27 protein-coding genes are annotated in these 21,410 nt (G+C 45.8%); 12 read left to right on the top strand and 15 right to left on the bottom strand.

From position 1 onward, the window contains the following. Positions 1 to 2: 2 nt before the first annotated feature. The 4 genes from JJQ88_RS09900 (at position 3) to JJQ88_RS09885 (ending at position 2,401) form a co-directional block, all read left to right on the top strand. Entirely contained in the window at positions 3 to 479 is a 477-nt protein-coding gene (locus tag JJQ88_RS09900; RefSeq protein ID WP_210365726.1) for a Na+/H+ antiporter subunit E, read from the top strand. A 47-nt stretch (positions 480 to 526) separates the two neighbouring features. Next, complete coding sequence (locus JJQ88_RS09895) at positions 527 to 769, top strand: Na(+)/H(+) antiporter subunit F1 (protein ID WP_481748294.1); 243 nt, start codon at positions 527 to 529, stop codon at positions 767 to 769. Then, entirely contained in the window at positions 747 to 1,112 is a 366-nt protein-coding gene (mnhG, locus tag JJQ88_RS09890; protein WP_210365724.1) for a monovalent cation/H(+) antiporter subunit G, read from the top strand. The genes JJQ88_RS09895 and mnhG overlap by 23 nt, the downstream gene beginning before the upstream one ends. 143 nt (positions 1,113 to 1,255) lie before the next feature. Then, positions 1,256 to 2,401, top strand: a complete 1,146-nt coding sequence (locus tag JJQ88_RS09885; RefSeq protein WP_210365723.1) for an FAD-dependent monooxygenase — start codon at positions 1,256 to 1,258, stop codon at positions 2,399 to 2,401. Between the two features lie 124 nt (positions 2,402 to 2,525). On the opposite strand, the gene JJQ88_RS09880 is transcribed toward JJQ88_RS09885, so the two are convergent. From JJQ88_RS09880 to JJQ88_RS09865, 4 genes are all read right to left on the bottom strand, one after another. Beyond that, positions 2,526 to 2,912, bottom strand: a complete 387-nt coding sequence (locus tag JJQ88_RS09880) for a PaaI family thioesterase (RefSeq protein ID WP_210365722.1) — start codon at positions 2,910 to 2,912, stop codon at positions 2,526 to 2,528. A gap of 315 nt (positions 2,913 to 3,227) precedes the next feature. Beyond that, a complete protein-coding gene (locus JJQ88_RS09875) occupies positions 3,228 to 3,836 on the bottom strand; it encodes a DedA family protein (protein ID WP_210365721.1) in 609 nt (202 codons plus the stop codon). A gap of 213 nt (positions 3,837 to 4,049) precedes the next feature. Next, positions 4,050 to 4,646, bottom strand: a complete 597-nt coding sequence (locus JJQ88_RS09870; protein WP_210365720.1) for a sulfite oxidase-like oxidoreductase — start codon at positions 4,644 to 4,646, stop codon at positions 4,050 to 4,052. A gap of 452 nt (positions 4,647 to 5,098) precedes the next feature. Then, positions 5,099 to 5,260, bottom strand: a complete 162-nt coding sequence (locus JJQ88_RS09865; RefSeq protein WP_210365719.1) for a hypothetical protein — start codon at positions 5,258 to 5,260, stop codon at positions 5,099 to 5,101. Between JJQ88_RS09865 and JJQ88_RS09860 the strand changes: the two genes are divergently transcribed. Beyond that, positions 5,259 to 5,429, top strand: coding sequence for a hypothetical protein (locus JJQ88_RS09860; protein ID WP_210365718.1), 171 nt, complete (start codon positions 5,259 to 5,261; stop codon positions 5,427 to 5,429). The genes JJQ88_RS09865 and JJQ88_RS09860 overlap by 2 nt on opposite strands. An 89-nt stretch (positions 5,430 to 5,518) precedes the next feature. Then, on the top strand, positions 5,519 to 6,658 hold the full coding sequence (locus JJQ88_RS09855) for a hypothetical protein (protein ID WP_210365717.1): 1,140 nt from the start codon (positions 5,519 to 5,521) through the stop codon (positions 6,656 to 6,658). Between the two features lie 304 nt (positions 6,659 to 6,962). Here JJQ88_RS09855 and JJQ88_RS09850 read toward each other — a convergent pair whose 3' ends face one another. The 3 genes from JJQ88_RS09850 to JJQ88_RS09840 form a co-directional block, all read right to left on the bottom strand. After that, positions 6,963 to 8,276 (bottom strand): Na+/H+ antiporter family protein, encoded by a 1,314-nt coding sequence (locus tag JJQ88_RS09850; RefSeq protein ID WP_210365716.1) that lies wholly within the window; start codon positions 8,274 to 8,276, stop codon positions 6,963 to 6,965. An 809-nt stretch (positions 8,277 to 9,085) separates the two neighbouring features. Further along, positions 9,086 to 10,588, bottom strand: coding sequence for a leucyl aminopeptidase (locus JJQ88_RS09845; protein ID WP_210365715.1), 1,503 nt, complete (start codon positions 10,586 to 10,588; stop codon positions 9,086 to 9,088). Between the two features lie 112 nt (positions 10,589 to 10,700). Then, positions 10,701 to 11,093: a DUF309 domain-containing protein gene (locus JJQ88_RS09840; RefSeq protein ID WP_210365714.1), complete on the bottom strand. Its 393-nt coding sequence runs from the start codon at positions 11,091 to 11,093 to the stop codon at positions 10,701 to 10,703. Between the two features lie 317 nt (positions 11,094 to 11,410). On the opposite strand from JJQ88_RS09840, the gene JJQ88_RS09835 reads away from it, so the two are divergent. Together JJQ88_RS09835 and JJQ88_RS09830 are read left to right on the top strand one after the other, a co-directional pair. Next, entirely contained in the window at positions 11,411 to 11,887 is a 477-nt protein-coding gene (locus JJQ88_RS09835) for a divergent PAP2 family protein (RefSeq protein ID WP_210365713.1), read from the top strand. Between the two features lie 46 nt (positions 11,888 to 11,933). Continuing rightward, positions 11,934 to 12,701 (top strand): cobalamin-binding protein, encoded by a 768-nt coding sequence (locus JJQ88_RS09830; protein ID WP_210365712.1) that lies wholly within the window; start codon positions 11,934 to 11,936, stop codon positions 12,699 to 12,701. A gap of 42 nt (positions 12,702 to 12,743) precedes the next feature. On the opposite strand, the gene JJQ88_RS09825 is transcribed toward JJQ88_RS09830, so the two are convergent. The 4 genes from JJQ88_RS09825 to JJQ88_RS09810 form a co-directional block, all read right to left on the bottom strand. After that, the gene (locus JJQ88_RS09825) at positions 12,744 to 13,454 is read right to left on the bottom strand and encodes a 3D domain-containing protein (RefSeq protein WP_246861043.1); all 711 of its coding nucleotides are present in this window, start codon (positions 13,452 to 13,454) and stop codon (positions 12,744 to 12,746) included. Positions 13,455 to 13,688: 234 nt separating this feature from the next. Next, positions 13,689 to 14,009 (bottom strand): YuiB family protein, encoded by a 321-nt coding sequence (locus JJQ88_RS09820; protein ID WP_246861041.1) that lies wholly within the window; start codon positions 14,007 to 14,009, stop codon positions 13,689 to 13,691. Positions 14,010 to 14,141: 132 nt separating this feature from the next. Next, on the bottom strand, positions 14,142 to 14,267 hold the full coding sequence (locus JJQ88_RS09815; RefSeq protein WP_210365711.1) for a YuiA family protein: 126 nt from the start codon (positions 14,265 to 14,267) through the stop codon (positions 14,142 to 14,144). 424 nt (positions 14,268 to 14,691) lie between these two features. Beyond that, positions 14,692 to 15,909, bottom strand: a complete 1,218-nt coding sequence (locus JJQ88_RS09810; protein WP_210365710.1) for an NAD(P)/FAD-dependent oxidoreductase — start codon at positions 15,907 to 15,909, stop codon at positions 14,692 to 14,694. Positions 15,910 to 16,298: 389 nt separating this feature from the next. Between JJQ88_RS09810 and JJQ88_RS09805 the strand changes: the two genes are divergently transcribed. Further along, positions 16,299 to 17,294, top strand: a complete 996-nt coding sequence (locus JJQ88_RS09805) for an NAD(P)/FAD-dependent oxidoreductase (protein WP_210365709.1) — start codon at positions 16,299 to 16,301, stop codon at positions 17,292 to 17,294. 42 nt (positions 17,295 to 17,336) lie between these two features. Here JJQ88_RS09805 and JJQ88_RS09800 read toward each other — a convergent pair whose 3' ends face one another. Further along, complete coding sequence (locus tag JJQ88_RS09800) at positions 17,337 to 17,699, bottom strand: HesB/IscA family protein (RefSeq protein ID WP_210365708.1); 363 nt, start codon at positions 17,697 to 17,699, stop codon at positions 17,337 to 17,339. 169 nt (positions 17,700 to 17,868) lie between these two features. Between JJQ88_RS09800 and JJQ88_RS09795 the strand changes: the two genes are divergently transcribed. Then, on the top strand, positions 17,869 to 18,561 hold the full coding sequence (locus JJQ88_RS09795; protein ID WP_210365707.1) for a DUF2225 domain-containing protein: 693 nt from the start codon (positions 17,869 to 17,871) through the stop codon (positions 18,559 to 18,561). A 43-nt stretch (positions 18,562 to 18,604) separates the two neighbouring features. Here JJQ88_RS09795 and JJQ88_RS09790 read toward each other — a convergent pair whose 3' ends face one another. Continuing rightward, a complete protein-coding gene (locus JJQ88_RS09790; RefSeq protein ID WP_210365706.1) occupies positions 18,605 to 18,844 on the bottom strand; it encodes a YuzB family protein in 240 nt (79 codons plus the stop codon). A gap of 411 nt (positions 18,845 to 19,255) precedes the next feature. Between JJQ88_RS09790 and JJQ88_RS09785 the strand changes: the two genes are divergently transcribed. Continuing rightward, the gene (locus JJQ88_RS09785; RefSeq protein ID WP_210365705.1) at positions 19,256 to 20,323 is read left to right on the top strand and encodes an NAD(P)/FAD-dependent oxidoreductase; all 1,068 of its coding nucleotides are present in this window, start codon (positions 19,256 to 19,258) and stop codon (positions 20,321 to 20,323) included. A 161-nt stretch (positions 20,324 to 20,484) separates the two neighbouring features. Here the strand turns inward: JJQ88_RS09785 and JJQ88_RS09780 are convergent, their stop codons facing one another. After that, positions 20,485 to 20,631 carry a hypothetical protein gene (locus tag JJQ88_RS09780; RefSeq protein ID WP_210365704.1) on the bottom strand — a complete coding sequence of 49 codons (147 nt, stop codon included), beginning with the start codon at positions 20,629 to 20,631 and terminating at the stop codon, positions 20,485 to 20,487. A gap of 37 nt (positions 20,632 to 20,668) precedes the next feature. Beyond that, positions 20,669 to 21,007, bottom strand: a complete 339-nt coding sequence (locus tag JJQ88_RS09775; protein ID WP_210365703.1) for a YuzD family protein — start codon at positions 21,005 to 21,007, stop codon at positions 20,669 to 20,671. Positions 21,008 to 21,161: 154 nt separating this feature from the next. Between JJQ88_RS09775 and JJQ88_RS09770 the strand changes: the two genes are divergently transcribed. Continuing rightward, the gene (locus tag JJQ88_RS09770) at positions 21,162 to 21,398 is read left to right on the top strand and encodes a NifU family protein (RefSeq protein ID WP_210365702.1); all 237 of its coding nucleotides are present in this window, start codon (positions 21,162 to 21,164) and stop codon (positions 21,396 to 21,398) included. Positions 21,399 to 21,410: the final 12 nt, after the last annotated feature.

Raw genomic sequence — 21,410 nt, 5'->3', positions numbered from 1 at the left:
CCATGGCTTTTCAAATTTTGCTGAATTTCATTCTGGCATTTGTATGGATGTTCCTGAAAACATCCTACACCCCCGCCACTTTCTTTGTCGGGTATTTCTTTGGCCTGCTCATCATCTATATTTTCCGCCGCTTCTTCACCTCCCGCTTTTATTTGCTAAGGGTGGTGGCTGTCCTGAAGCTGATTTTGATTTTCATGCGGGAGCTGGTTCTGTCGAATATTGAAGTCTTAAAGGTCATCCTTAGTCCTAAACTGGATATCAAGCCTGGCATTTTTGCCTTCCCGACTGAACTGAAGAAGGATTGGGAAATCACGACGCTGGCCAACCTGATCACGCTGACCCCTGGCACATTGGTCGTCGAAGTCTCTCCTGACAACAAAATCCTCTACGTGCATGCGATGGATATCAGCGATGCTGACGAGGCAATCAGAGGGATAAAGGATTCGTTCGAAAAAGCAATCATGGAGGTGAGCAGATAATGTTCGATTTAGCTATCAGTACTGCAGCAATCTTCATTTCACTTGCCATGATCGGCTTCATTTTCAGGGTAATAAAGGGCCCGACGATCGCAGACAGGGTCGTCGCTCTTGATGCAATCGGGATCAGCCTTGTTTCCATCATTGCGCTTGTTTCAGTCCTGCTTGAAACGAATGCCTTTCTCGACATCATCCTGCTGATCGGGATCCTGGCTTTCATCGGGACAGTTGCCTTTTCAAAATATCTTGAGAAGGGAGTCATAATGGAATATGACAGAAATCGAAATAGCTAAGTTTTTTGCAGGGCTGTTCATCCTGGTAGGAGCCTTCCTTAGCCTGGTTACTGCATTCGGATTGATCAGGCTTCCTGATGTCTATACAAGAAACCACGCTGCCTCAAAGAGTGCGACAATGGGCGTGCTGCTTGTTCTATTAGGGACTTTCCTTTACTTTTACCTTGTTGAGGATCACTTCAACTCAAGGCTACTGCTTGGAATAGGCTTCATCTTCCTGACATCGCCTGTAGCCGGCCACTTGATCAGCCGGGCTGCCTATAATTCAGGAGCTAAATTATCTAATCGAACCGTTCAGGATGACCTGGCGAAAGCGAGGAAATCACAAGGACAATCAAAATAATATCTACCCATCAACCACCAGGCCTTTTCCCTGGTGGTTTTTGTCTTAGCACCCAAAGTTCGGATTTTATCCATACCTTTCACAGGAATCGTCACGTATAGTAGAGGTAAGCATACGTCCGTACGAGGAAGGAGGAGGGCCAGATGAAAGGGGCGAAGATCTCAATCATCGGAGGTGGCATAAGCGGTCTGAGTACCGCGATTGCATTGCAGAAAAATGGATTCAAGGCAATTGTGTATGAAAAGGATGCTGCTTATACAGGCCCTGATTCCGGCATTGTCCTAAGCGGCAATGCCATAAGATCCTTCATGGCGATGGGGATTGGCGAAGCTTTGCTTTCACTAGGGGTGGCAACGGACACATGCACCCTGAAAACTGAAACAGGAAAAGTGATAGCCTCCTTTGACTACCACTCTCCTTCCAACATTCCCAACTACCTATTTATCCAGCGCTCTGTACTCCACCGCGTCTTAACGGATGCCCTTCACCCTGATTCACTCCATTACGGCAAGCAACTGTCCGATTTTTCACAGGAAGGCAGTAAAAAAGTAAAGTTGATGTTCGAGGATGGCACCTCGGAGGAAACAGACTGCCTTATAGGATGCGATGGCGGCCATTCGCTGATCAGGAAGAAGCTTATTCCCGGAAGCAAGCTTACCTATTCCGGTTTTTCATGCTGGAGGGGGATGGTTGAGAATACAGAATTAAAAAACATTCCTTTTACAGAAACCTGGGGGCCGAAGGGACGGTTCGGGATTGCCCCATTGCCAGGCAACAGTCTGTACTGGTATGTTTTTAAAAAAGCCCCTCAACAGCAAAAGGATATGAAAGACTGGACTTCACTTGATTTGCTGTTCAATTTCTTTTCTTATCATGATCCAATCCAGCAAATCCTTGAGGAAACACTGGATGAAAATGTGGTTCATGATGAACTTTATGTCCTTGAACCACTTGGACATTTTCATTTTGGGAACGTTCTGCTTATGGGCGATTCCGCCCATGCTTCGATGCCGAATATCGGCCAGGGAGCATCCCAGGCAATTGAAGATGCGATCAGCCTTGCAAAGTGGGTCAGCAAGTGCAAAACGATTGAACAGGCATTCTCTCAATACAACAGCCACAGACAAGCACGAATGGACATGGTTGCGAATGAAATGAAAATATACGGCAGGGCTGCATTGGTCGACTTTCCGATACTTTGCTCACTCCGTAACATATTTCTGCAGTTCGCCCCGGCTACCTTCCATAATGAAAAGCTGAAGAAGGTCGTTGAATTTGATGACCTCTAAAAATGCAGATAAGGCCATACAGAACTCGCATCACGAAAAAACCGGTCTTCTTTCCAAAGTGGAATAAGATCGGTTTTTTCAGGTCTCGCAAAAATGGTTCTTTAGCGATTTTCAGAGAATGGTTTCATTTTCTTCGTTTTACGACGGCAATGGTACATCTTGAGATGCAAACCAGTTCTCCCTGTTCATCGGTAATCTTAATGTCCCAAACCATTGTCGATTTTCCATGATGAAGGACGGTCGCGATGGCAGTAACATAGCCATCCCTCTTGGCACGGATATGGTTCGCGTTAATCTCCAGGCCAACGACAACTTCATTCTCCTTATCGACCAGCTCAAAGGATCCCACGCTTGCGACTGTTTCCGCCAGCGCTACGGACGCCCCCCCATGCAGAAGTCCAAAAGGCTGCCTCGTCCGGTCATCGACAGGCATCGTTGCCGTGACCTTCCCTTTCTGAAGTTCGGTAATTTCGATTCCAAGTGCAGATATCAGTGTTTTTTCAAGATTCATGTTTTGCTTCCTCCTTACATTGGACCAATAATTTGACAGGTAAAAGGATTCTTCTGGTCATTCCAGTTTCTGAGGCAATTAGATATGCAGCGGATAAATGCAGGTATGCGTCCTTCTGATGCTTTGCTCCCCTTTCGTGAAGCTCGGGCTATGCAAGGAACCGTAGGAGCGATCAAATGGTGATCGGGACTTCTTTTTGCTTTGGATGGGTTCCTAATCGGTTTTCATGTCCACCGAACTTGTTAGCCTGGCCGCCAGGACGGATACTAGTTCAATGGCCGCTCCTCAGGCTGACTTTCAGGGATAACGCCACCTTCAGCCCCCTAGTGCCTGCTTTCTTTTCAGTTTTCTCCTTCGAATAAAGAAAAAGACGACAATTACAACAGCGGCAATGGTTGCAGCAAACCACATTTCATTGCTGTATTTCACAATAAGGTCCATCTGGTCTCCGAATAAATAGCCCAGCATAAAAACAATCAGGACCCATACAAAAGCCCCTGTATAAGTAAAAACGGCAAAGGTCCTCCAGGAGAGCCTGCTGAGCCCATACAACATCGGAACCAGGTACCTTGCCCCCGGAATGAAACAGCTTAATGACAGGGAGAAGGCATGGTACTTTTCGATCAGCCTCAACGAGGATTCAATGGTATTCCCAAAACGTTTCCTGCGCTTCAAATGTTCCAGCAGCCGTCTTCCTACCAGCCTTCCTAAAGAATAGCTGGTTGTCAGGGCAGCGGCCAGGCCGGCATACGTAACAATAAAAGCAGGAACCGGGTGGAGGGCGCCCGAAGAGGAGGCAAAACCTACCGTCGTGAGTATGAGCTCATTCGGAAGCGGGATGACAAACACACCGAACCACAGCCAAAAGAACAATCCAACATAGCCGTTTTCTTCGATGATGCTCATCACCAGCTCCAAATCCATTGGAAGCCCCCCTTTCACTGCCATGGTCCGATTTTATTTTCAAATGATTGTATATATGTATAACATTTCTATCTTCTTTCTTATTTCCCTCTTTTTTTGGATTTGAAGCCATGCAGCCATTGGAAATCGATCGCCTGATTCCCCTGAAATGAAAAACCGCCGGATTGTCCTGTCCAGCGGTGTTCTTGATTTAGTGAGTTGAAGGAAGGGCAACTAATCCCACGACATCCTTTGTTCCTTCCACGGGTCGCCGTACATATGATAGCCGTTTTCTTCCCAAAAACCAGGCTTGTTTTCAGCCGAAAATTCGATCCCTCTCAGCCACTTCGCACTTTTCCAAAAATAAAGATGTGGAATCACAGCCCGTAGCGGATAGCCATGCTCGGGAGTAAGCGGCTTTCCATCATGCGAATGGGCGAGGAGACTCGTCTCCCTAGCAAAGTCCACAAGCGGCACATTCGTCGACCAGCCTTCCTCAGCATGCAGGATCACATACTTTGCTTCCGTATGAGGCTTCGCCATCCTGACAAGCTCTCCAGCAGCAACCCCCTCCCATCCATTGTCCAGCCTTGACCAGCCAGTCACACAGTGGATATCATTGCTCGATGTCATTTGAGGCAGTTCCATCAATTCCTTAAATGAGAGGACCAACTCATTTTCAACCAAACCGTAAATCCTCAGCGTCCAGTCATCCAGGCTCCGGTAAACCGGTACATTTCCGTAATGGAGCACCGGGAACGTCGTTGTAACATTCTGATTCGGCGGCACTCTTCCTTCCGCCCCTTTATTCCGCACTTTTCCAAAATACACTGTTATCACCTCAAGTTTCGGCTTTTTTCCATCCTACCGAAAAGGCAGTCCATTTGTAAAATGAACTAGCTTATAAAAAATGAAGGCCCCCCTCCCCTTAAGAGATGCCGTAGCCCTGGGCGAGGCGAGCGGGGGCAGGAGAGAAGCGGGTCTAGAGCATTATCGATGCGTGTACCTGAGAAGGATTTCTCCCTCGATATGCGGCCAGTGGCCAGGTACCTGAGAAGGATTTCTCCCTCGATATGCGGCCAGTGGCCAGTCAATGGCTTTGTCGTCGATGGCTGGCAAGGATTCTCCCACGCTATTTCGCTGGTAGTCCGTAAATACCTTAGTCCTGCGCTATGCTGGCGGTGGGACTGTAAGCGGCAGGCCGCCCGTCCAGCGATACGGCGAAAAAATAGTACATGTGGAAGCTAGTCCTGGCCATCAGGCATCCTGCTGGAAAGGTATCTTTAAACTCTCGACAGGATCGTTTTGCCACCGCCGCCTTCAGGAACTTGACCATTTTTATAGCGCGATTCATTTCTATCAAAAAGTGGTAAATGCCCCCAGGCAGGCGGCAGAAAGAGTGAAAAAAGGCCGGATTTGTGGTCATAGAAATCCATGCGGCTCATGGCTGCTGATCAACCAGTTCCTTTCTCAGCTGACAACAAGCGTAAGGATCCATACGGTGATACAGCAGAGACGCGCCGATCGGGTCTTCATTGCCCGCGGACTGCCGCCAAAGAACTCGGGACAAGCATCGAACCGCCGAAGCAATCCAGCCGCGGCTGGGTATTATAATAAATGTGTTGGGCCGACATTCTCTATGCCGGTTCTTTTTTTGTAAAATATTGGGGAAACGGGAGATTATTCATGCTGATCAGGAGATTATGGGTGCCATTCGGGAGATTAAGGGCTGCCATCGGGAGATTATGAGCCTTGATCGGGAGAATACGGCAATAAATCGGGAGATTATCGGTTGGGACGGAAAATTGCAGTCATTTTCTTTAAATTTCAACCATAAAAGAATCCGGCTGATTCACTTTCAGCCGATTTTTTGTAAAAAATCGGGGAAACGGGAGATTATTCATGCTGATCAGGAGATTATGGGTGCCATTCGGGAGATTAAGGGCTGCCATTGGGAGATTATGAGCCCTGATTGGGAGATTACGGCTACAGATTGGGAGATTATCGGTTGGGATGGAAAATTGCAGTCATTTTCTTTAAATTTCAATCATAAAAGAATCCGGCTGATTCACTTTCAGCCGGTTTTTTGTAAAAAATTGGGGAAACGAGAGATTATTCATGCTGATCAGGAGATTATGGGTACCATTCGGGAGATTAAGGGCTGCCATTGGGAGATTATGAGCCCTGATCGGGAGAATACGGCTACAGATTGGGAGATTATCGGTTGGGATGGAAAATTGCAGTCATTTTCTTTAAATTTCAATCATAAAAGAATCCGGCTGATTCACTTTCAGCCGATTTTTTGTAAAATATTGGGGAAAAGGGAGATTATTCATGTTGATCAGGAGATTATGGGTGCCATTCGGGAGATTAAGGGCTGCCATTGGGAGATTATGAGCCCTGATCGGGAGATTACGGCTACAGATTGGGAGATTATCGGTTGGGATGGAAAATTGCAGTCATTTTCTTTAAATTTCAATCATAAAAGAATCCGGCTGATTCACTTTCAGCCGATTTTTTGTAAAATATTGGGGAAACGGGAGATTATTCATGCTGATCAGGAGATTATGGGTACCATTCGGGAGATTAAGGGCTGCCATTGGGAGATTATGAGCCCTGATCGGGAGATTACGGCTACAGATTGGGAGATTATCGGTTGGGATGGAAAATTGCAGTCATTTTCTTTAAATTTCAATCATAAAAGAATCCGGCTGATTCACTTTCAGCCGATTTTTTGTAAAATATCGGGGAAACGGGAGATTATTCATGTTAATCAGGAGATTATGGGTGCCATTCGGGAGATTAAGGGCTGCCATCGGGAGAAGAACCTCGTTGGTCAGTAAAATGTGATCATGAACAAATATTCAAAGAAACATTAGAACAAGCAAAAAAGGGGGAATTCAAGCAATTTAATAAAAGGACAACAAAAGTATGATGTGTAAAAATATGGATAGAAGGAGCACCTTCAAAGATGCCAATTTATCCTTTTTCTTTTTACTGACAAAATCAAGATCAGAATACTCAGCGTTTCAAAACTCCGGTGATATTGACCGACTTATCAATGAATGTTTTATGCTAAGCTAGTGACAATTTCCTAAACAACAAGAAAGCCGCCTTGTGAACAAGCAAGGCGGCTTTGCATTAAAATTAAAGAATCATGGCGGCAATCCAGCCAAAAATTATCAATGGGATATTATAGTGTAGAAATGTGGGGACAACCGTATCCCAAATGTGATTGTGCTGCGTATCGGCATTCAATCCCGCAGTCGGTCCGAGCGTGCTATCCGATGCTGGTGAACCAGCGTCTCCCAGAGCAGCAGCCGTCCCGACGATCGCAATCGTCGCCATCGGGCTGAAGCCAAGTTGCAGGCTTAGCGGCACAAAGATGGTCGCGATAATTGGAATGGTAGAGAACGAAGAGCCGATTCCCATCGTAACGAGCAAACCGACAATCAGCATCATCAATGCTCCTAGAGCCTGATTGTTGCCAATTGCATCTGCAGCTTGTTTGACTAGCCTATCCACATCGCCAGTTCCCTTCAGCACTTCAGCGAAACCGAATGCGGCCAGCATGACAAAGCCGATGAACGCCATCATCTTCATGCCTTCAGTCAATAAGTCATCCGCTTCGCGCCATTTGATTGCTCCGCTGGCATATACGACAAGAATGCCGGCCAAAGCACCGATAATCATTGAATCAAGAGCAATTTGCACAGCCAGTGCGGCCACGATGGCAAGGAATGAGAAGATGATGCCCACTTTTGAGTATTCTTTCTTCTCTACCTTGGTGATTTCATAATCTTGATAAGTCCTTGGCTTGCGGTAAGAGATGAAAATCGCAAACAGCAAACCAACTACAAGCCCCGCTGTAGGCAGGAGCATCGCAGTAGGGATATCCCCCATCGTCACCTTCAGGCCGCTGTCAGCCATATTCGTTGCCAGGATTTCATGAAAAATCTTACCAAAGCCAACAGGCAGCAAAATATAAGGGGCAGTAAGACCGAACGTGAGCAACGAAGCAACCAGGCGCCGATCGATTTTCAGTCTGTTGAAAATAATCAGCAATGGCGGAATCAAAATCGGGATGAACGCAATGTGGATTGGAATTAGGTTCTGTGAAAAAATAGACATCATCAAGATCAAAAATATGATGATTGCCTTGGAATAAGTCTTTGCTTTTGATTCACCCTTCTTGCCTATCAAACCAATCATCCAGTCGACAATCAGATTCGGCAAACCCGTTTGTGAAATCGCGACCGCAAATCCTCCGAGAAGGGCATAGCTCAACGCCACCTCGGCGCTACCTCCTAGGCCCCCAGAAAATACTTCAATTGTTTTATTTAAACTCAAACCTCCTGTCAAACCGCCAATCAGTGCTCCCACAATCAAAGCCAAAACAACATTGACCCTAAGCAGGCTCAGCACAAGCATGACAAGGACCGCTGCAATAACTGCATTCATTATGTTTTCTCCTCTCGATGCTCAATTACTTTAGTTTGGTAAATTGCTAATGAATTAAAATAACAATAATTAAAATATCATAGATTTACTTTTCGTGTCAAACAGTTTGGTTTGGTTTTTAATAAGGTTATATTAAATTTGATTGTTGATTTCCACTCCATTCACTTCGACGGACAGGAAGTCCTAGTGCCGACTTTGCCGCAGGACGCGGCGGTTTTAGTCGGCCGCTTTCCCGCGGGCGTGAGGGGAACCTCCCGGCGTTTTGCGTCTCCGTGGCCTCCCCTGCCCCATACTTCCGCTGGACACTGAATGGGCTTCCCAGAGTTTGCCCACGCACGAAGGAAATGCGTTTCCATTTTCGAGGAGTCTACGTGCCTTCTGCTCCAACCAACAGGTATTCAACACTGATCTTGATGAAAACAAGCTATACAGCCGAAAAAAATCCGTTTAGATTCAAATTTACACAGCAATCAGCAATAGGAGGAAGAAATGCTATTAATTTAATTTAATTGGTCATGTCATGGGAAGGTGAAATCCCAGTGGGGAAGCGTTTAACCCCAGTTGGAGCCCACTTAATCCAAGTTGAGATGAATATAATTCCTGATGAACAAATGTCTTTCCAATATGGTCAATCTTCGTATCGTTCCGCGGTTGAATGTCAGTAGCCGCTCATTTTTTTGCTGAGGGCGTTAATGTCCCAGCGAGGAGGCTCTCCTATATCACCGGTCCATCCTGCCGCCATGCCTGACACAATTGCGACTGCCGGCCAACAGACAAAAACCCCGGAAAAAGATCCGGGGTTGCAGCATTTATTTTATTGGTTCAAAACGCTCGACGAGCAAGGCGAGCGTGCGGACCATCGCACCGGTCCCGCCGGCAGGGCCTAAATCATACTCATTGCTGGTGGTGGCTGTTCCGGCAATGTCCAGATGCACCCATGGGGTGCCTTCTGCAAATTCGCCGACAAATGCGCCACCCATGATGGCATGACCTTCGCGTCCAGGGGAGTTGTTCAAGTCAGCTATTTTGCTGCTGCGGACGCGTTCGATATCGCGCTCGAACAGCGGCAGGCGCCAGATTGGCTCTCCTGCTTCATATGAGGCTTCAAGGACTTGTTCGAATAACTCCTCATTGTTTGTCAGGGCACCGGTCGTATGGTTGCCAAGCGCAACGATGACACCTCCAGTAAGTGTAGCGACATCAACGAGATAATCCGCGCCATGCTGCTTTGCGTATGTCATCGCATCTGCAAGTACGAGGCGTCCCTCGGCATCCGTATTAAGGACTTCGATTGTCTTGCCGCTCATGGATGTGACTACATCATCCGGTTTGAAAGCTGTGCCGCTGATCATGTTGTCTGTTGAAGGAATGACGGCGACGACATTTTGTTCAGGCTTCAGTTCGCCGATGATTTCCATTGCTCCCAGAACGGCTGCGGCACCGCCCATATCCGTTTTCATGCCAACGATCCCGTCCTTTGGCTTGATGGAATATCCGCCTGTATCAAAGGTAATCCCTTTGCCGACAAGGCCGATGACGTCTGTCCACTCTTCCCTGCCTTGATATTTCAAAACAATCATTCTTGGCGGCTCGGCAGAACCCTGGTTGACAGCGAGCAGCGCACCCATTCCGAGCTTTTCTATTTCTTCCTTTTCCAGGATCTCCACTTCAAACTCATATTTTTCAGCTAGCTTCCTGGCGTATTCGGCCATGTCGGCTGCCGTAAGCAAGTTCCCCGGCGTGTTGACAAGCGTACGCGCTGAATTCGTGCCGCAACCGAAGGCATAGCCCACTTCAAGCGCCGCCTCAAGCTCGCCTTCTTCGTCGGCACTATACACGGTTACAGCCTCCAGACGCTTTTCCGGTCTATTCGGTTTTTGCTTATATCCCTCAAATTCATATGTTGCCAATGCCAGCGCTTCACTTAATGCGTGGGCGGCATCATTGAGTTCTACTTCATCAGATAAAAAAGTATCGAGCAGCACAGCAGTTTCGGTCCATTCTTCCTTTTTCGCTGTTTTGAACAGGCATCCGAAAGCATCGCGCAAAATCTCGAAATTATATTCTTTTTCATGTCCAAGACCGACAAAATATAATTTTTTCGCTCCTGTTTTTCCGAATGTATGTATTTTGGAAACTGCTTTTTTCTTAGGAGAAATCTCCCCGCCTTTGATCAGCTCAGTCAGCTGGCCATCAAACAGACCATCTGCTTCCGCAAGAATTCCTTCCAGGCCAGATGGCTTATTGAAAAGACCGATTACAAGGCAATCATGGCTGTTGCTGAATTGAAACTCCTCATTCACTTTGAACACATTTATCCACCTCCAAAAATATAGTTTTATTATAGCGGAAAAATTATAGTATTTCGACTTCCTAATCATTTTTTACGGATTGGTCACGTCCAAATCTTCCCCTAATCATTTTTTATGGATTGGTCCTGTCCAAATCTTCCATATATAGATACAAGGCTGGCAGTGCCGGAAGCTCGGTTATTTTATCATATGGAACCCTGTCAAGATCAGCGGGGAACCGTGATAAACACTCTTCTATGAACGGATAAACCTTTTCAAGGTCCAATCCCCAGTAATGGGGGCGGTATGACTGAAGGTAATCATGGGCAGCCCGCATCATCAATCGCGCCCCTTTCACATTTCCATAACTGTAATGGTAAATGGCGACACTCATTTGCAGAAGCCCTTTTAAAAAAAGATTCCCCTTATCCGTCATCCACATATCTTCGAGCAAATCATGGCAGGTATAGTAATCGCCTTCGTTGAATTTTATAAAGAACTCGTAATATTCAGCCGGGTATTCCACCTAACATCCCACCTATCACAGACATAAGACTATCTTAACAAAACGTGCACAATCATGTAATGTTCCCGCATATGTTGGGTATTACTTAATAGTGGCAATTTTTTTAAAAGAGGCAGGGCTGCCTTCTGTTGGTGAACCAGGAACCAGCACGCCTCCGATGGACATGGTTGGTCTCCGATGGGCTGCTTTTTTCTGCATGGCAATGCAGCATAGCCCAAAGAAAGCGCGAAGGACGTTCCAATCCAATCAGGGACAAGTGCAGTCCACAGCCAAAAATGGCTTTGTTTTAAAATAGAAAAGAACAGGGGGAATCGGATATGGAGTTGCTTATGAACTTTCCATTATGGGCATCAATTACAGCGATTTTTTTCGCACAATTCATCAAAGTCCCAATCCAATATCTTGCTACGAGAAAGCTTGATTGGTCGCTCCTTACCAGTACAGGAGGAATGCCAAGCTCTCATTCTGCTGCTGTTACCGCTTTATCGACGGGCGTTGCTCTTGAAACAGGCCTCGGCTCCGCTGTTTTTGCTGTTTCAGCCGTGTTCGCGATCATCACGATGTTTGATGCGACCGGGGTCCGGCGTCAAGCTGGTGAGCAGGCAATTGTCCTGAACCAGCTTGTTGCAGATTTCGGGAAACTTGTCCAGGAAGCAAAAGGGTGGCAGCAGAAACCCGAACAGGAAAAGCGGAAAGAATTGAAGGAACTGCTTGGCCATAAACCGATTGAAGTGTTTTTCGGGGGATTGAGCGGAATTCTCCTCACGCTGTTGCTTCATTATCTTTTATCATGACGGTATAATCGGATTAAGGATTTCATTTTGAAAAGTAGGTGATCATATGAGAGTCGTTTCATTGTGCCCGAGCAACACTGAAATCATGGAGTTCCTGGGACTTGCCCATTTACTTGTTGGGGTCGATGATTTTTCTGATTGGCCGGAGTCAATCAAGCGGCTGCCAAAGCTTGGGCCTGACCTGTCTATTGACCTTGACCTTGTACAGCAGCTGAAGCCAGATCTTGTTCTTGCGTCACTGAGCGTCCCGGGAATGGAAAAGAATGTGGAAGGCTTGAAGGAGCTCGGGCTTCCGTATATCGTCCTGAATCCTCAATCCTTTGCTGATATTGAAAAAGATCTGCTGATAACTGCGGAAGCCTTGCAGATGCCAGAGCGGGGCAAGGAAGCAGCCAGGGAATTCCGTTCCCGTTTCGAGGAAACGAAGGCCAAGGGCAGCCAGGCAGTTTATTGGCCAAGGCTCTATTGGGAATGGTGGCCAAAGCCTGTGTTTACGCCGGGTAACATTAATTGGCTTACTGAACTGTCAGAAGCAGCCGGCGCTGAAAATGCTTTTAAGGATGTGGAATTGGCAAGCGTCCAGACGGACTGGGATGATGTCCGTTCACGGAACCCCGATTACATATGCATCGCCTGGGTTGGTGTCAGCAGACAAAAGGTGAAAAAAGAACAAATTACAAAAAGGCCAGGATGGGAAGAACTGGACGCAGTCAAAAAAGACCGGATTCTCATCCTCGAAGAAGAGCTATTTTGCCGCCCGTCACCTAGACTTCTCGACGGCCTTGAAAAGCTCTATGGCCTGATTCATAGTTAATCACGGAAAAGGGCAAACTCCATCAGGAATTTGCCCTTTTTTTCAGGATTTTTTGCCGCCGGTATATTGCTGGCGGAATACCTGCATCGATTCATTTTCATTCAAGGCTTTCAGGTCTGCCTCGGTAAGCTTGCCGTCACCCATTTCGACCACGTATACATCCAGTGTCTTTTTGCCCCACTGCTCGTACACATCTTTTACTGTTTCATAATAGAGGTCGAGTTTATTTCCTTTGATCGCGGCGCCTTTATCAGCGACAACTCCGAAACCGTATCCAGGGATGAATAGGACAGTGCCGATCGGGAATACGGTCAGATCGGCCGCTACCGTTGAATAAAGGTCACGCTTTACTTTTACCCCTGAGTATGTAATCCCATATTGTGGGTGCCCAGGATTTTTGCCGGTTGACTCGATTCCCGCAGTATAGCCCGTTGCAACAATCGTCTTCTTCGGATATTGTGACCAATTCTGCGACTCTTCTAACGTAGGCGGTGTCCCTGTCACCTTCTCACTAGATGAAATCTCGGTTTTGTAGTCAGATACTTTTTTCAAAAACTTAAAAGCCAATCCAACTGTTTTCAGTTTATGATCAAATTTGGATACTTCTTGTTGTTCGGTTCCTTCGCGATCAAAGACGTATGAGGCAAATGTGGAAGCCTCTACCCCTGATATCGACTGGAAAGTGGATGTTATGGCAGCAAAAAACAAAACCGCCATCGCCGAGCGCCTGACCCAGCTCTTTAAAATATTCATATAATTTTTTCACTCCTCCCAAGTCTATTAATTTCCCAAAGAATCGAGAAATATTCCTGAAAGGAGCAAAATCGTGCTATTCGACCTATTTAAATACCAGTAAAAAGGAATCACCCAGACAGCTTAACACACCCAAAAATAAGGGCTCCCTGGTCATGAGGCGCTGAAAAGCTCCCTGATTGTTTGCGGATTTCCCGTTTTATCCGAAAATAAAAAACCTTCAAATGAAGGCTTTTAAAACATCTGGTATCCTTTTTTCCTTAAAATCCTGATGACGATGCCAGCAAGTACAGCCCCGGCCATCCCGCTGCTCAAAATGAGGACATCGGCAGCCGCCAGTTTTGAAATCCTCTGGCCCAGGTCCGTCAACGCTTCGCCGCTATTAGTAAAATACTCGACGAACCGTACCTGGTCGATGATGAAGATTGCAATCAAAGGATAGAGAATCGCCATGACCCATGACATTCTCAATAGCATATTCAACAAGAAACCAATCCCGAAAAACAGGACAAAGAATAGCAGCATCGAAATGATGAGCGTAACAATCGTTAACATCTAATTCCCCCCAGTACACATCATTTCTAGTGTACTGAATGTCCTATTAACCGTCAATGAAATGCTTGCCAGGCTGCTATCAAGGCAAAAAGAAAAACCCCGCATCAAGCGAAGGCTCCAAAAGATAATCGTTTATTTTTTTGATTTTCCTGAGCCACTGCAGCAAGTGCATGTTTCCGAACCGCCAAGAAGCAATTGGAAATAACCTTTCCCTGAGCAATATGGACATTTGTTTGAATCATTTCGGTGTGGGGCCATTAAGCTTCTCTCCTTTTATTATGGAATTTTCTGATAATATATCAAAAATCTCTTGAAATTGAAAAGGAGGAAATTCGGCCAAAAAAACCACTTGTAAGCGTCTACATCGTGGTTTTTCTCTGAATTTCTATCACATTCTTAAAATTTCAGAAAATTATAAAAATAATATAAATACCCAGCATGGAGCAATTCTTTGGCTGCCATAGGAAAAATGCTTCCAAGGTAACCGCTTCGGTCGGCGGGTCTCAATTGGCCATCTTCCGGCAAGGGGAGACCCAGCAGGCGCAAGCGCTTATGAGACTTCTCGGCACGCCCTCGGAAAGCGAAGGGCCTGGAGCGTAAGACAGCGGGTTGTTTAATAACAAAAAGAAAAGAGGCTGTCCCAAAAGTTATACTTTTGGGACAGCCTCTTAAAGCCAATCCATTATAGAAGATTGAATTTTCCTTTCTTAAGGACCAGTGACGGCCCGCCGATCATATATAACGCGCGGTTGTCGATCATCTTCTTCATGAAAGATGCTTTCGTGCCCACCATTTTCTTGCCGAATGCCACGCCAATCGCGTCATCTTCGCCAAGCGAGCATACCGTACCTTTTATATCAGGCTGGAATGCTTCCAGTTCTGTTTTTCCACGGACTAAAGCTGCGATATTGTGCGCACAGACTTCCCCTTGCTGCATCGCGATTTGAGCAGTTGGCGGGAAAGGACGGTTGATTTCTTCATTGATGATCAGCGCGCAGTCGCCGACGATGAATACATCTTCCGATCCAGGAACCCTAAGGTCAGGCTGGACCTTTACACGGCCTCGCATGGCTTCGATTCCTGATTTTTCAATTACTGAGTTGCCACGTACACCAGCCGCCCAGACGACAGTCTCAGCTCTGATTTCCTCAACTTCATCTTCACCTTTTGCGACGATGATCCCCTCTGGAGTCGCTTCTTTGATAGCTGTTCCGATGCGGAATTCGACACCTTTTTTCTCAAGCTGGGCAACTGCATAATCCACCAGCTCAGGGTCGAATCCTGGAAGGACCATGGGTGCAGCTTCCACGCAGATGATCTTGACCTTATGGTAGTCGACGTCATACTCACGGCACAGCTCAGGCACTCGGTTTGTCAATTCGCCAAGGAACTCGATTCCTGTAAAACCGGCACCACCGACGACAATGGCCAGGCGCTCATCCTTCTTCTCTGCTTCTGTGTTGTATGTCGCGAACTGGTACTCAATATGCTCGCGGATTTGCCTTGCAGAGTTAACATTCACGATGGAGAAAGCGTACTCCTTCAATCCTTTAATGCCAAAAGTTTCAGGTTCAGCACCGAGGGCAATGACAAGATAGTCATACGCGATATCCCCATTTTCAAGAATGACACGTTTTTCTTCCATTTTGACTTCTTCAACCGTGCCCTGGACGAACTCTATTTTGTGACGGTCAATTACATCGCGGATTTCATATCTGACTTTGTCATGGTGCAGCGTTCCGGCTGAGGCTTCATGAAGCCATGTTGTCTCATAGTGATAATCATTCTTATTGACAAGGACGATGTCCGCCTCATTCACTCCTACCGTTTTCTGTAGACGGGTTGCTGTCATCAGTCCCCCGTATCCTGCTCCTAAAATAACGATTTTTGGCTTTCTCAAAGTGATCACTTCCACCTTTATAAAAAATTTTTTCTATTGGCCTGCTTTCTATTCAGCAGCCAACATATTGCTTTCGGGTAAGTTTGTGATAAAATTCACTAAAATGTTCAAAAAAATGTCCTAAAAATGTCACAAAATCTTAACATTCTTGCCTATCTAACATGATATGCTTTTTCCTATGCTTTTTCAAGCGATATAATTAGGAATTCTCAACTTACAAATATTCAGAAAATAATCCGTGTTCTCTTTTTTTCGCTATGAAACGATCTTTTTTTTTCAAAGTTAGTGTGCCAAGAGGTTGGTTGCATTATGTTTATCAGTTTTATTTAGTGCATTTATGGTATTATAAAAAGTGGAGCATTTTTACTACATAGTGAGGGGGATATGGAGTGAAAGAAGATCAAAAAGTATATGACATTACGATTATCGGCGGGGGTCCGGCTGGTCTGTTCACAGCATTTTACGGCGGGATGAGACAAGCAACAGTCAAGATTATCGAAAGCCTGCCTCAGCTGGGTGGTCAGTTATCAGCGCTTTATCCTGAGAAATATATATATGATGTTGCAGGGTTCCCTAAGATTCGGGCCCAGGAACTGATCAATAACCTTAAGGAACAGATGGCAAAGTTCGAGCCAGCGGCCGCTCTTGAACAATCTGTCGAAAAACTTGAGAAGTTGGAAGATGGCACCTTCAAACTGACGACGGATAAAGAAATCCACTACTCAAAGACCGTCATCATCACTGCTGGAAATGGTGCGTTCCAGCCACGCAGGCTTGAGCTTGAAAACGCAAGTCAATACGAAGGCAAAAACCTCCACTATTTCATCGATGACCTTCATCAATTCAAAGGCCAGAAGGTTGCCGTGCTTGGAGGCGGAGATTCAGCGGTCGACTGGGCATTGATGCTTGAACCGATTGCTGAAAAAGTAACGATTGTCCACCGCAGGGACAAATTCCGTGCGCATGAACACAGTGTCGAAAACCTTCAGAAATCCAAAGTGGATATCAAAACTCCATTCGTTCCAGTTGACCTGGTTGGGGATGGAGAAAAAATCAGCCAACTCGTCCTGAAGGATGCAAATGGCGATGCAACAGAAACAGTAGATGTCGATGCCGTCATCTGTAACTTCGGTTTTGTTTCATCACTTGGTCCAATCAAAGAATGGGGCCTTGAAATCGAGAAGAACTCCATAGTTGTCAACTCAAAGATGGAAACGAACATTCCAGGAATCTACGCAGCAGGTGATATCTGCACATACGAAGGCAAAGTCAAGCTGATCGCTACTGGTTTTGGCGAAGCGCCGACAGCTGTCAACAACGCGAAATCCTATATGGATCCAAAGGCTAAAACCCAGCCGTTGCATAGTTCTTCCATGTTTAATTGATGCAATGAAAAAAGAGCAAGGTCAGGGACCTTGCTCTTTTGTTTAGCATTCTTCAGGAGTTCCAGCTTGGGTTGCCGTCCTGAATGATGATCCGCATCCGCAAGAAGCGATGGCATTCGGATTTTCAATGGTAAAGCCGCCGCCCATCATGGATTGTTTATAGCCTATTTTGGTACCCATCAGTACAGGAGCGCTGTCCTTGTCGACAAGGATGCGAATGCCATGCTGCTCCATCTCCTTATCTCCTTCCTCTACTTCATGGGCAAAGCCCATTCCGTAGGAAAGGCCGCTGCAGCCGCCGCCTTTTACGGATACACGCAAAAATGCGGACTCCTCTTCATTTTGCTTCATCATATCTTTAATCTGCATTGCAGCTTCTTCTGTAAGGATGACGATCTGTTCCAATAGTAACCCCTCCTTGTTTCCTGCTTATCTATAGTATATACAGTCATTTTCCATTGCTCAACCAATCGGGCTGAAAAATCTTTTGGGCAAAAGGTTCGTCCAACTTCACGCCTCTGCTGGTATACTATTCTTATAGCATTAATGAATACTAATAGAGCAGGTGATAATGATGGCACAATTAGAGCCATTATACGATAAGGATTATACATGCCATTTGTGCGGCCATACGTTTTCCTCGAAAAAAGTCCGTTCACGCTTCGTGAAGATTATCAGTTTTGATACCGATTTCGCTCCATCATATGCATCGACCTCTGAAAACCCGAATGTGTATTTCGTCCATGTATGCCCTAAATGCGGATTTTCTTTTACAGATGAGTTCAGCAGCTATTTTCCGCCAGGGACAAAAGAAGATCTAGACAAGAAAGTGTCTAGCCAATGGATCCCCCATGAATTCAGCGGCGAACGCTCTATAGAAGATGCCGTCAAAACGTATAAGCTGGGATCTTACTGCTCAGTCCTGAAAAAAGAAAAGCACATTGTCACAGCGGGCCTCTATATCAGGACTGCATGGCTGTACCGTTCCCAAAAAAACATGGAGCAGGAATCGAGATTCCTGAAACTTGCACTCCATGAGTATATCGAATCCTATAGTACGGGAGATTATAAAGGGACACAGGTTTCAGAAGACAGGCTCATGTATTTGATAGGCGAACTTTCCAGAAGGACCGGGAATAGCCAGGATGCTGTCCGTTTTTTCTCAAAGGTGATTGAACGGCAAAAGCAGTCGTTTGAACCGAACATCACCCAAATGGCAAAAGATCGCTGGCAGGAAATGAGAGCATATCAGCAGCAGGACAATTAAAAACAGGCTGGCAAAGGGATTCCCTTGCCAGCCTTATATATGATTAAAACATTGGATTTTCATCCAAATATTGATAGATGTTTTCAACCAGCTCTTCTGGCGTATCCCCAGTCACTGGATCCCCGTTCACGAGGGCAAACAAGGATTGGGCGCATTTGCCGCAATAACCCAGGCATCCATATTCAATGACATCCAGGTCCGGATCGCGCTCAAGCTCTTCCCTAGCTTTCTGGGAGCCGCTTGCCAGATTGCTGATGCAAAATTCTATGATCGGCTTTATCATTCGCTTCACCTCTCTACTAATTTTTTATCGTAACGTTTTTCCGGGGGTACGTCAATTTCAAAGACTCGAGAAAAGATTAAAATTGTTGTTATTTTGTCACAATTTCGTTATACTTTGTATGGGTTTGAATGAAACCGAGAAAAATATTTTGAAATAACTTTATGCGAACCTTGAAGGGTATAGTGAACAACAGAAGGCACGCCATAAATAATGGGAAAGCAGCTGAGGCTGCATCCAACTCAAGTGGAGACAGTGGATGTTGCCCCAAAGCGATCCGGAGGAGAAAGCTATTTTTTTGCTTTTTCCTGAAAAAGGCGCTGCCTGAAGCTCGACAATTTAGATATACCCAAGGATCAATATTGATATCGCAAAATACCATCACTTTTTATCAGCTCAAAAGGAGTAATTCACATGAGAAAACTCGTACTATTAGGCGGCGGCTACGGCGGGATGCGCATTCTGAACAAATTGCTTCCGAATGATCTTCCTGAAGATGTCTCCATCACCTTGATCGATCGGGTCCCCTACCATTGCCTGAAGACTGAATACTATGCTTTGGCAGCCGGCACCATCTCCGATCAGCATATCAGGGTGTCTTTTCCGGAACATCCTCGCCTTCAAATCAAATATGCCGAAGTAACGGCCATCAATATCGATAAAAAGCGTGTTGAAATCGATGAAGGGGAGGCTGTTGAATTCGATGATTTGATCATTGGCCTTGGCTGCGAGGATAAATACCATAACGTACCTGGCGCAGACAAATATACCTACAGCATCCAGTCGATTGAAAAATCACGAGCGACCTATGAGGCACTCAACAATTTGCCTGCTGGGTCGTCTGTCGCGATTGTCGGTGCCGGACTAAGTGGAGTTGAGCTCGCCAGTGAACTGAGCGAAAGCCGCAAAGACTTGAATATCAAATTATTCGACCGTGGCAATCATATCCTTTCCGCTTTTTCCGAAAGGCTGAGCACCTATGTAGAGAATTGGTTTGACAATCATAATGTCGAAATTATCAACAATGCGAATATTACAGAAGTTGAACAGAATGTTCTTTACAATCATGATGAACCTATTGTCTGTGATGCGATTGTGTGGACGGCAGGAATCCAGGCGAACAGGCTTGTCCGCGCAATGGATGTAGAGAAGGATGGCATGGGAAGGGTCGTACTGACCCCCCAGCACAATATTCCCGGCAATGAAAATGTGTATGTGGTCGGCGACTGTGCCAGTCTTCCCCATGCACCAAGCGCACAGCTTGCGGAAGGCCAGGCTGAACAGATCGTAGAGGTTCTGCAAAAGCGCTGGAAAGGTGAAGAGCCGCCAGAGTCCTTCCCGCCGATCAAGCTGAAAGGCATACTTGGATCACTTGGGAAGAAACATGGATTCGGCCTTGTGGCAGATCGCCCAATCACCGGACGCGTCGCTCGATTGCTGAAATCCGGAATTCTATGGATGTACAAATACCACAATGGATGAGCCTTTATTGGACCGGACGCTTAGAAAAAGCGTCCGGTTTTTTTAATTGGAAAAAAACACAATATTTTCCAATTCGCTAAATTATCGTGCCTATCCGCTAAATAAATGTGCCTGTTGGCTAAATGATCATACTTTTCGCACTAAATAAATTCTCTTTTCCGCTAAATCACCCTTTCTATCGTCAAGTTTTTAAGCTTCCTCGCTAATTTCCTCCTTGCGGACCATCCATCCTGGATCATCAACCATAAAATACTGGCGATTCCTGGCCTTTTCTTCATCTCTGCTTCACTTTTTAAGAAAACAGCCAAAGTATAAAAGGCCTCCCGAAAAGGGATGCTCGCACCATCATTCATTTTCAGTTCCAGGTACGTATCCGTACTTTTCCATTTCTGCGTAGATCGTCTTCAGTTTTGGATTGCCTTCGCCGACGATTTTGCCTTCGAGCAGGACAACGGGGTAAAACAGATCTTCTTCGATGACGCGTTCTGCAAATTCCTTCTTGGAATCATCTTCAGGAGGGTTGTTTATGTCGACGTAGGTGATCTTAAAAGGCTGGCCTGTGTATTTCCTGCCGATGGCTGCTTCAAGCCATTCATAAGTTTCTTTTGATGAAGGAAGGTTCACACAGCTTGGGCAAAGGACGTCTGCCCCGTAGACAACAATTTCGACTTCTTTCCTGTCCATTATCAATTACCTCCTGATTTTTCTCTTTTAACATTATAATACCAGAGAAAGCTGGAAGAAAGAAAATCCTGTAGTTTATTGGTTTTTAGGTTTATTGGATAGATTTTTCCGGCAGATGTGATTATAATAAGTATTATGAAAGGAGTCGATTTGCATGACTGAACAACAAATGTTTGAGCAAGTTCAGGAAGTACTAGATAAATTGCGCCCATTCCTTCTTCGTGATGGAGGAGACTGCGAATTAGTAGATGTTGAAGACGGTGTTGTTAAACTCCGCCTGCTTGGCGCTTGCGGAAGCTGTCCAAGTTCGACGATCACCCTCAAGGCCGGAATCGAGCGTGCCCTTTTGGAAGAAGTACCTGGTGTAGTTGAGGTTGAGCAAGTATTCTGATTCACTATAAAT

The sequence above is a fragment of the Bacillus sp. REN3 genome (genome assembly GCF_017912555.1).
Classification (GTDB): domain Bacteria; phylum Bacillota; class Bacilli; order Bacillales; family Cytobacillaceae; genus Mesobacillus.
Note: the sequence above shows the minus strand (reverse complement) of the source record. Positions and strands in the feature narration are given on the sequence as shown.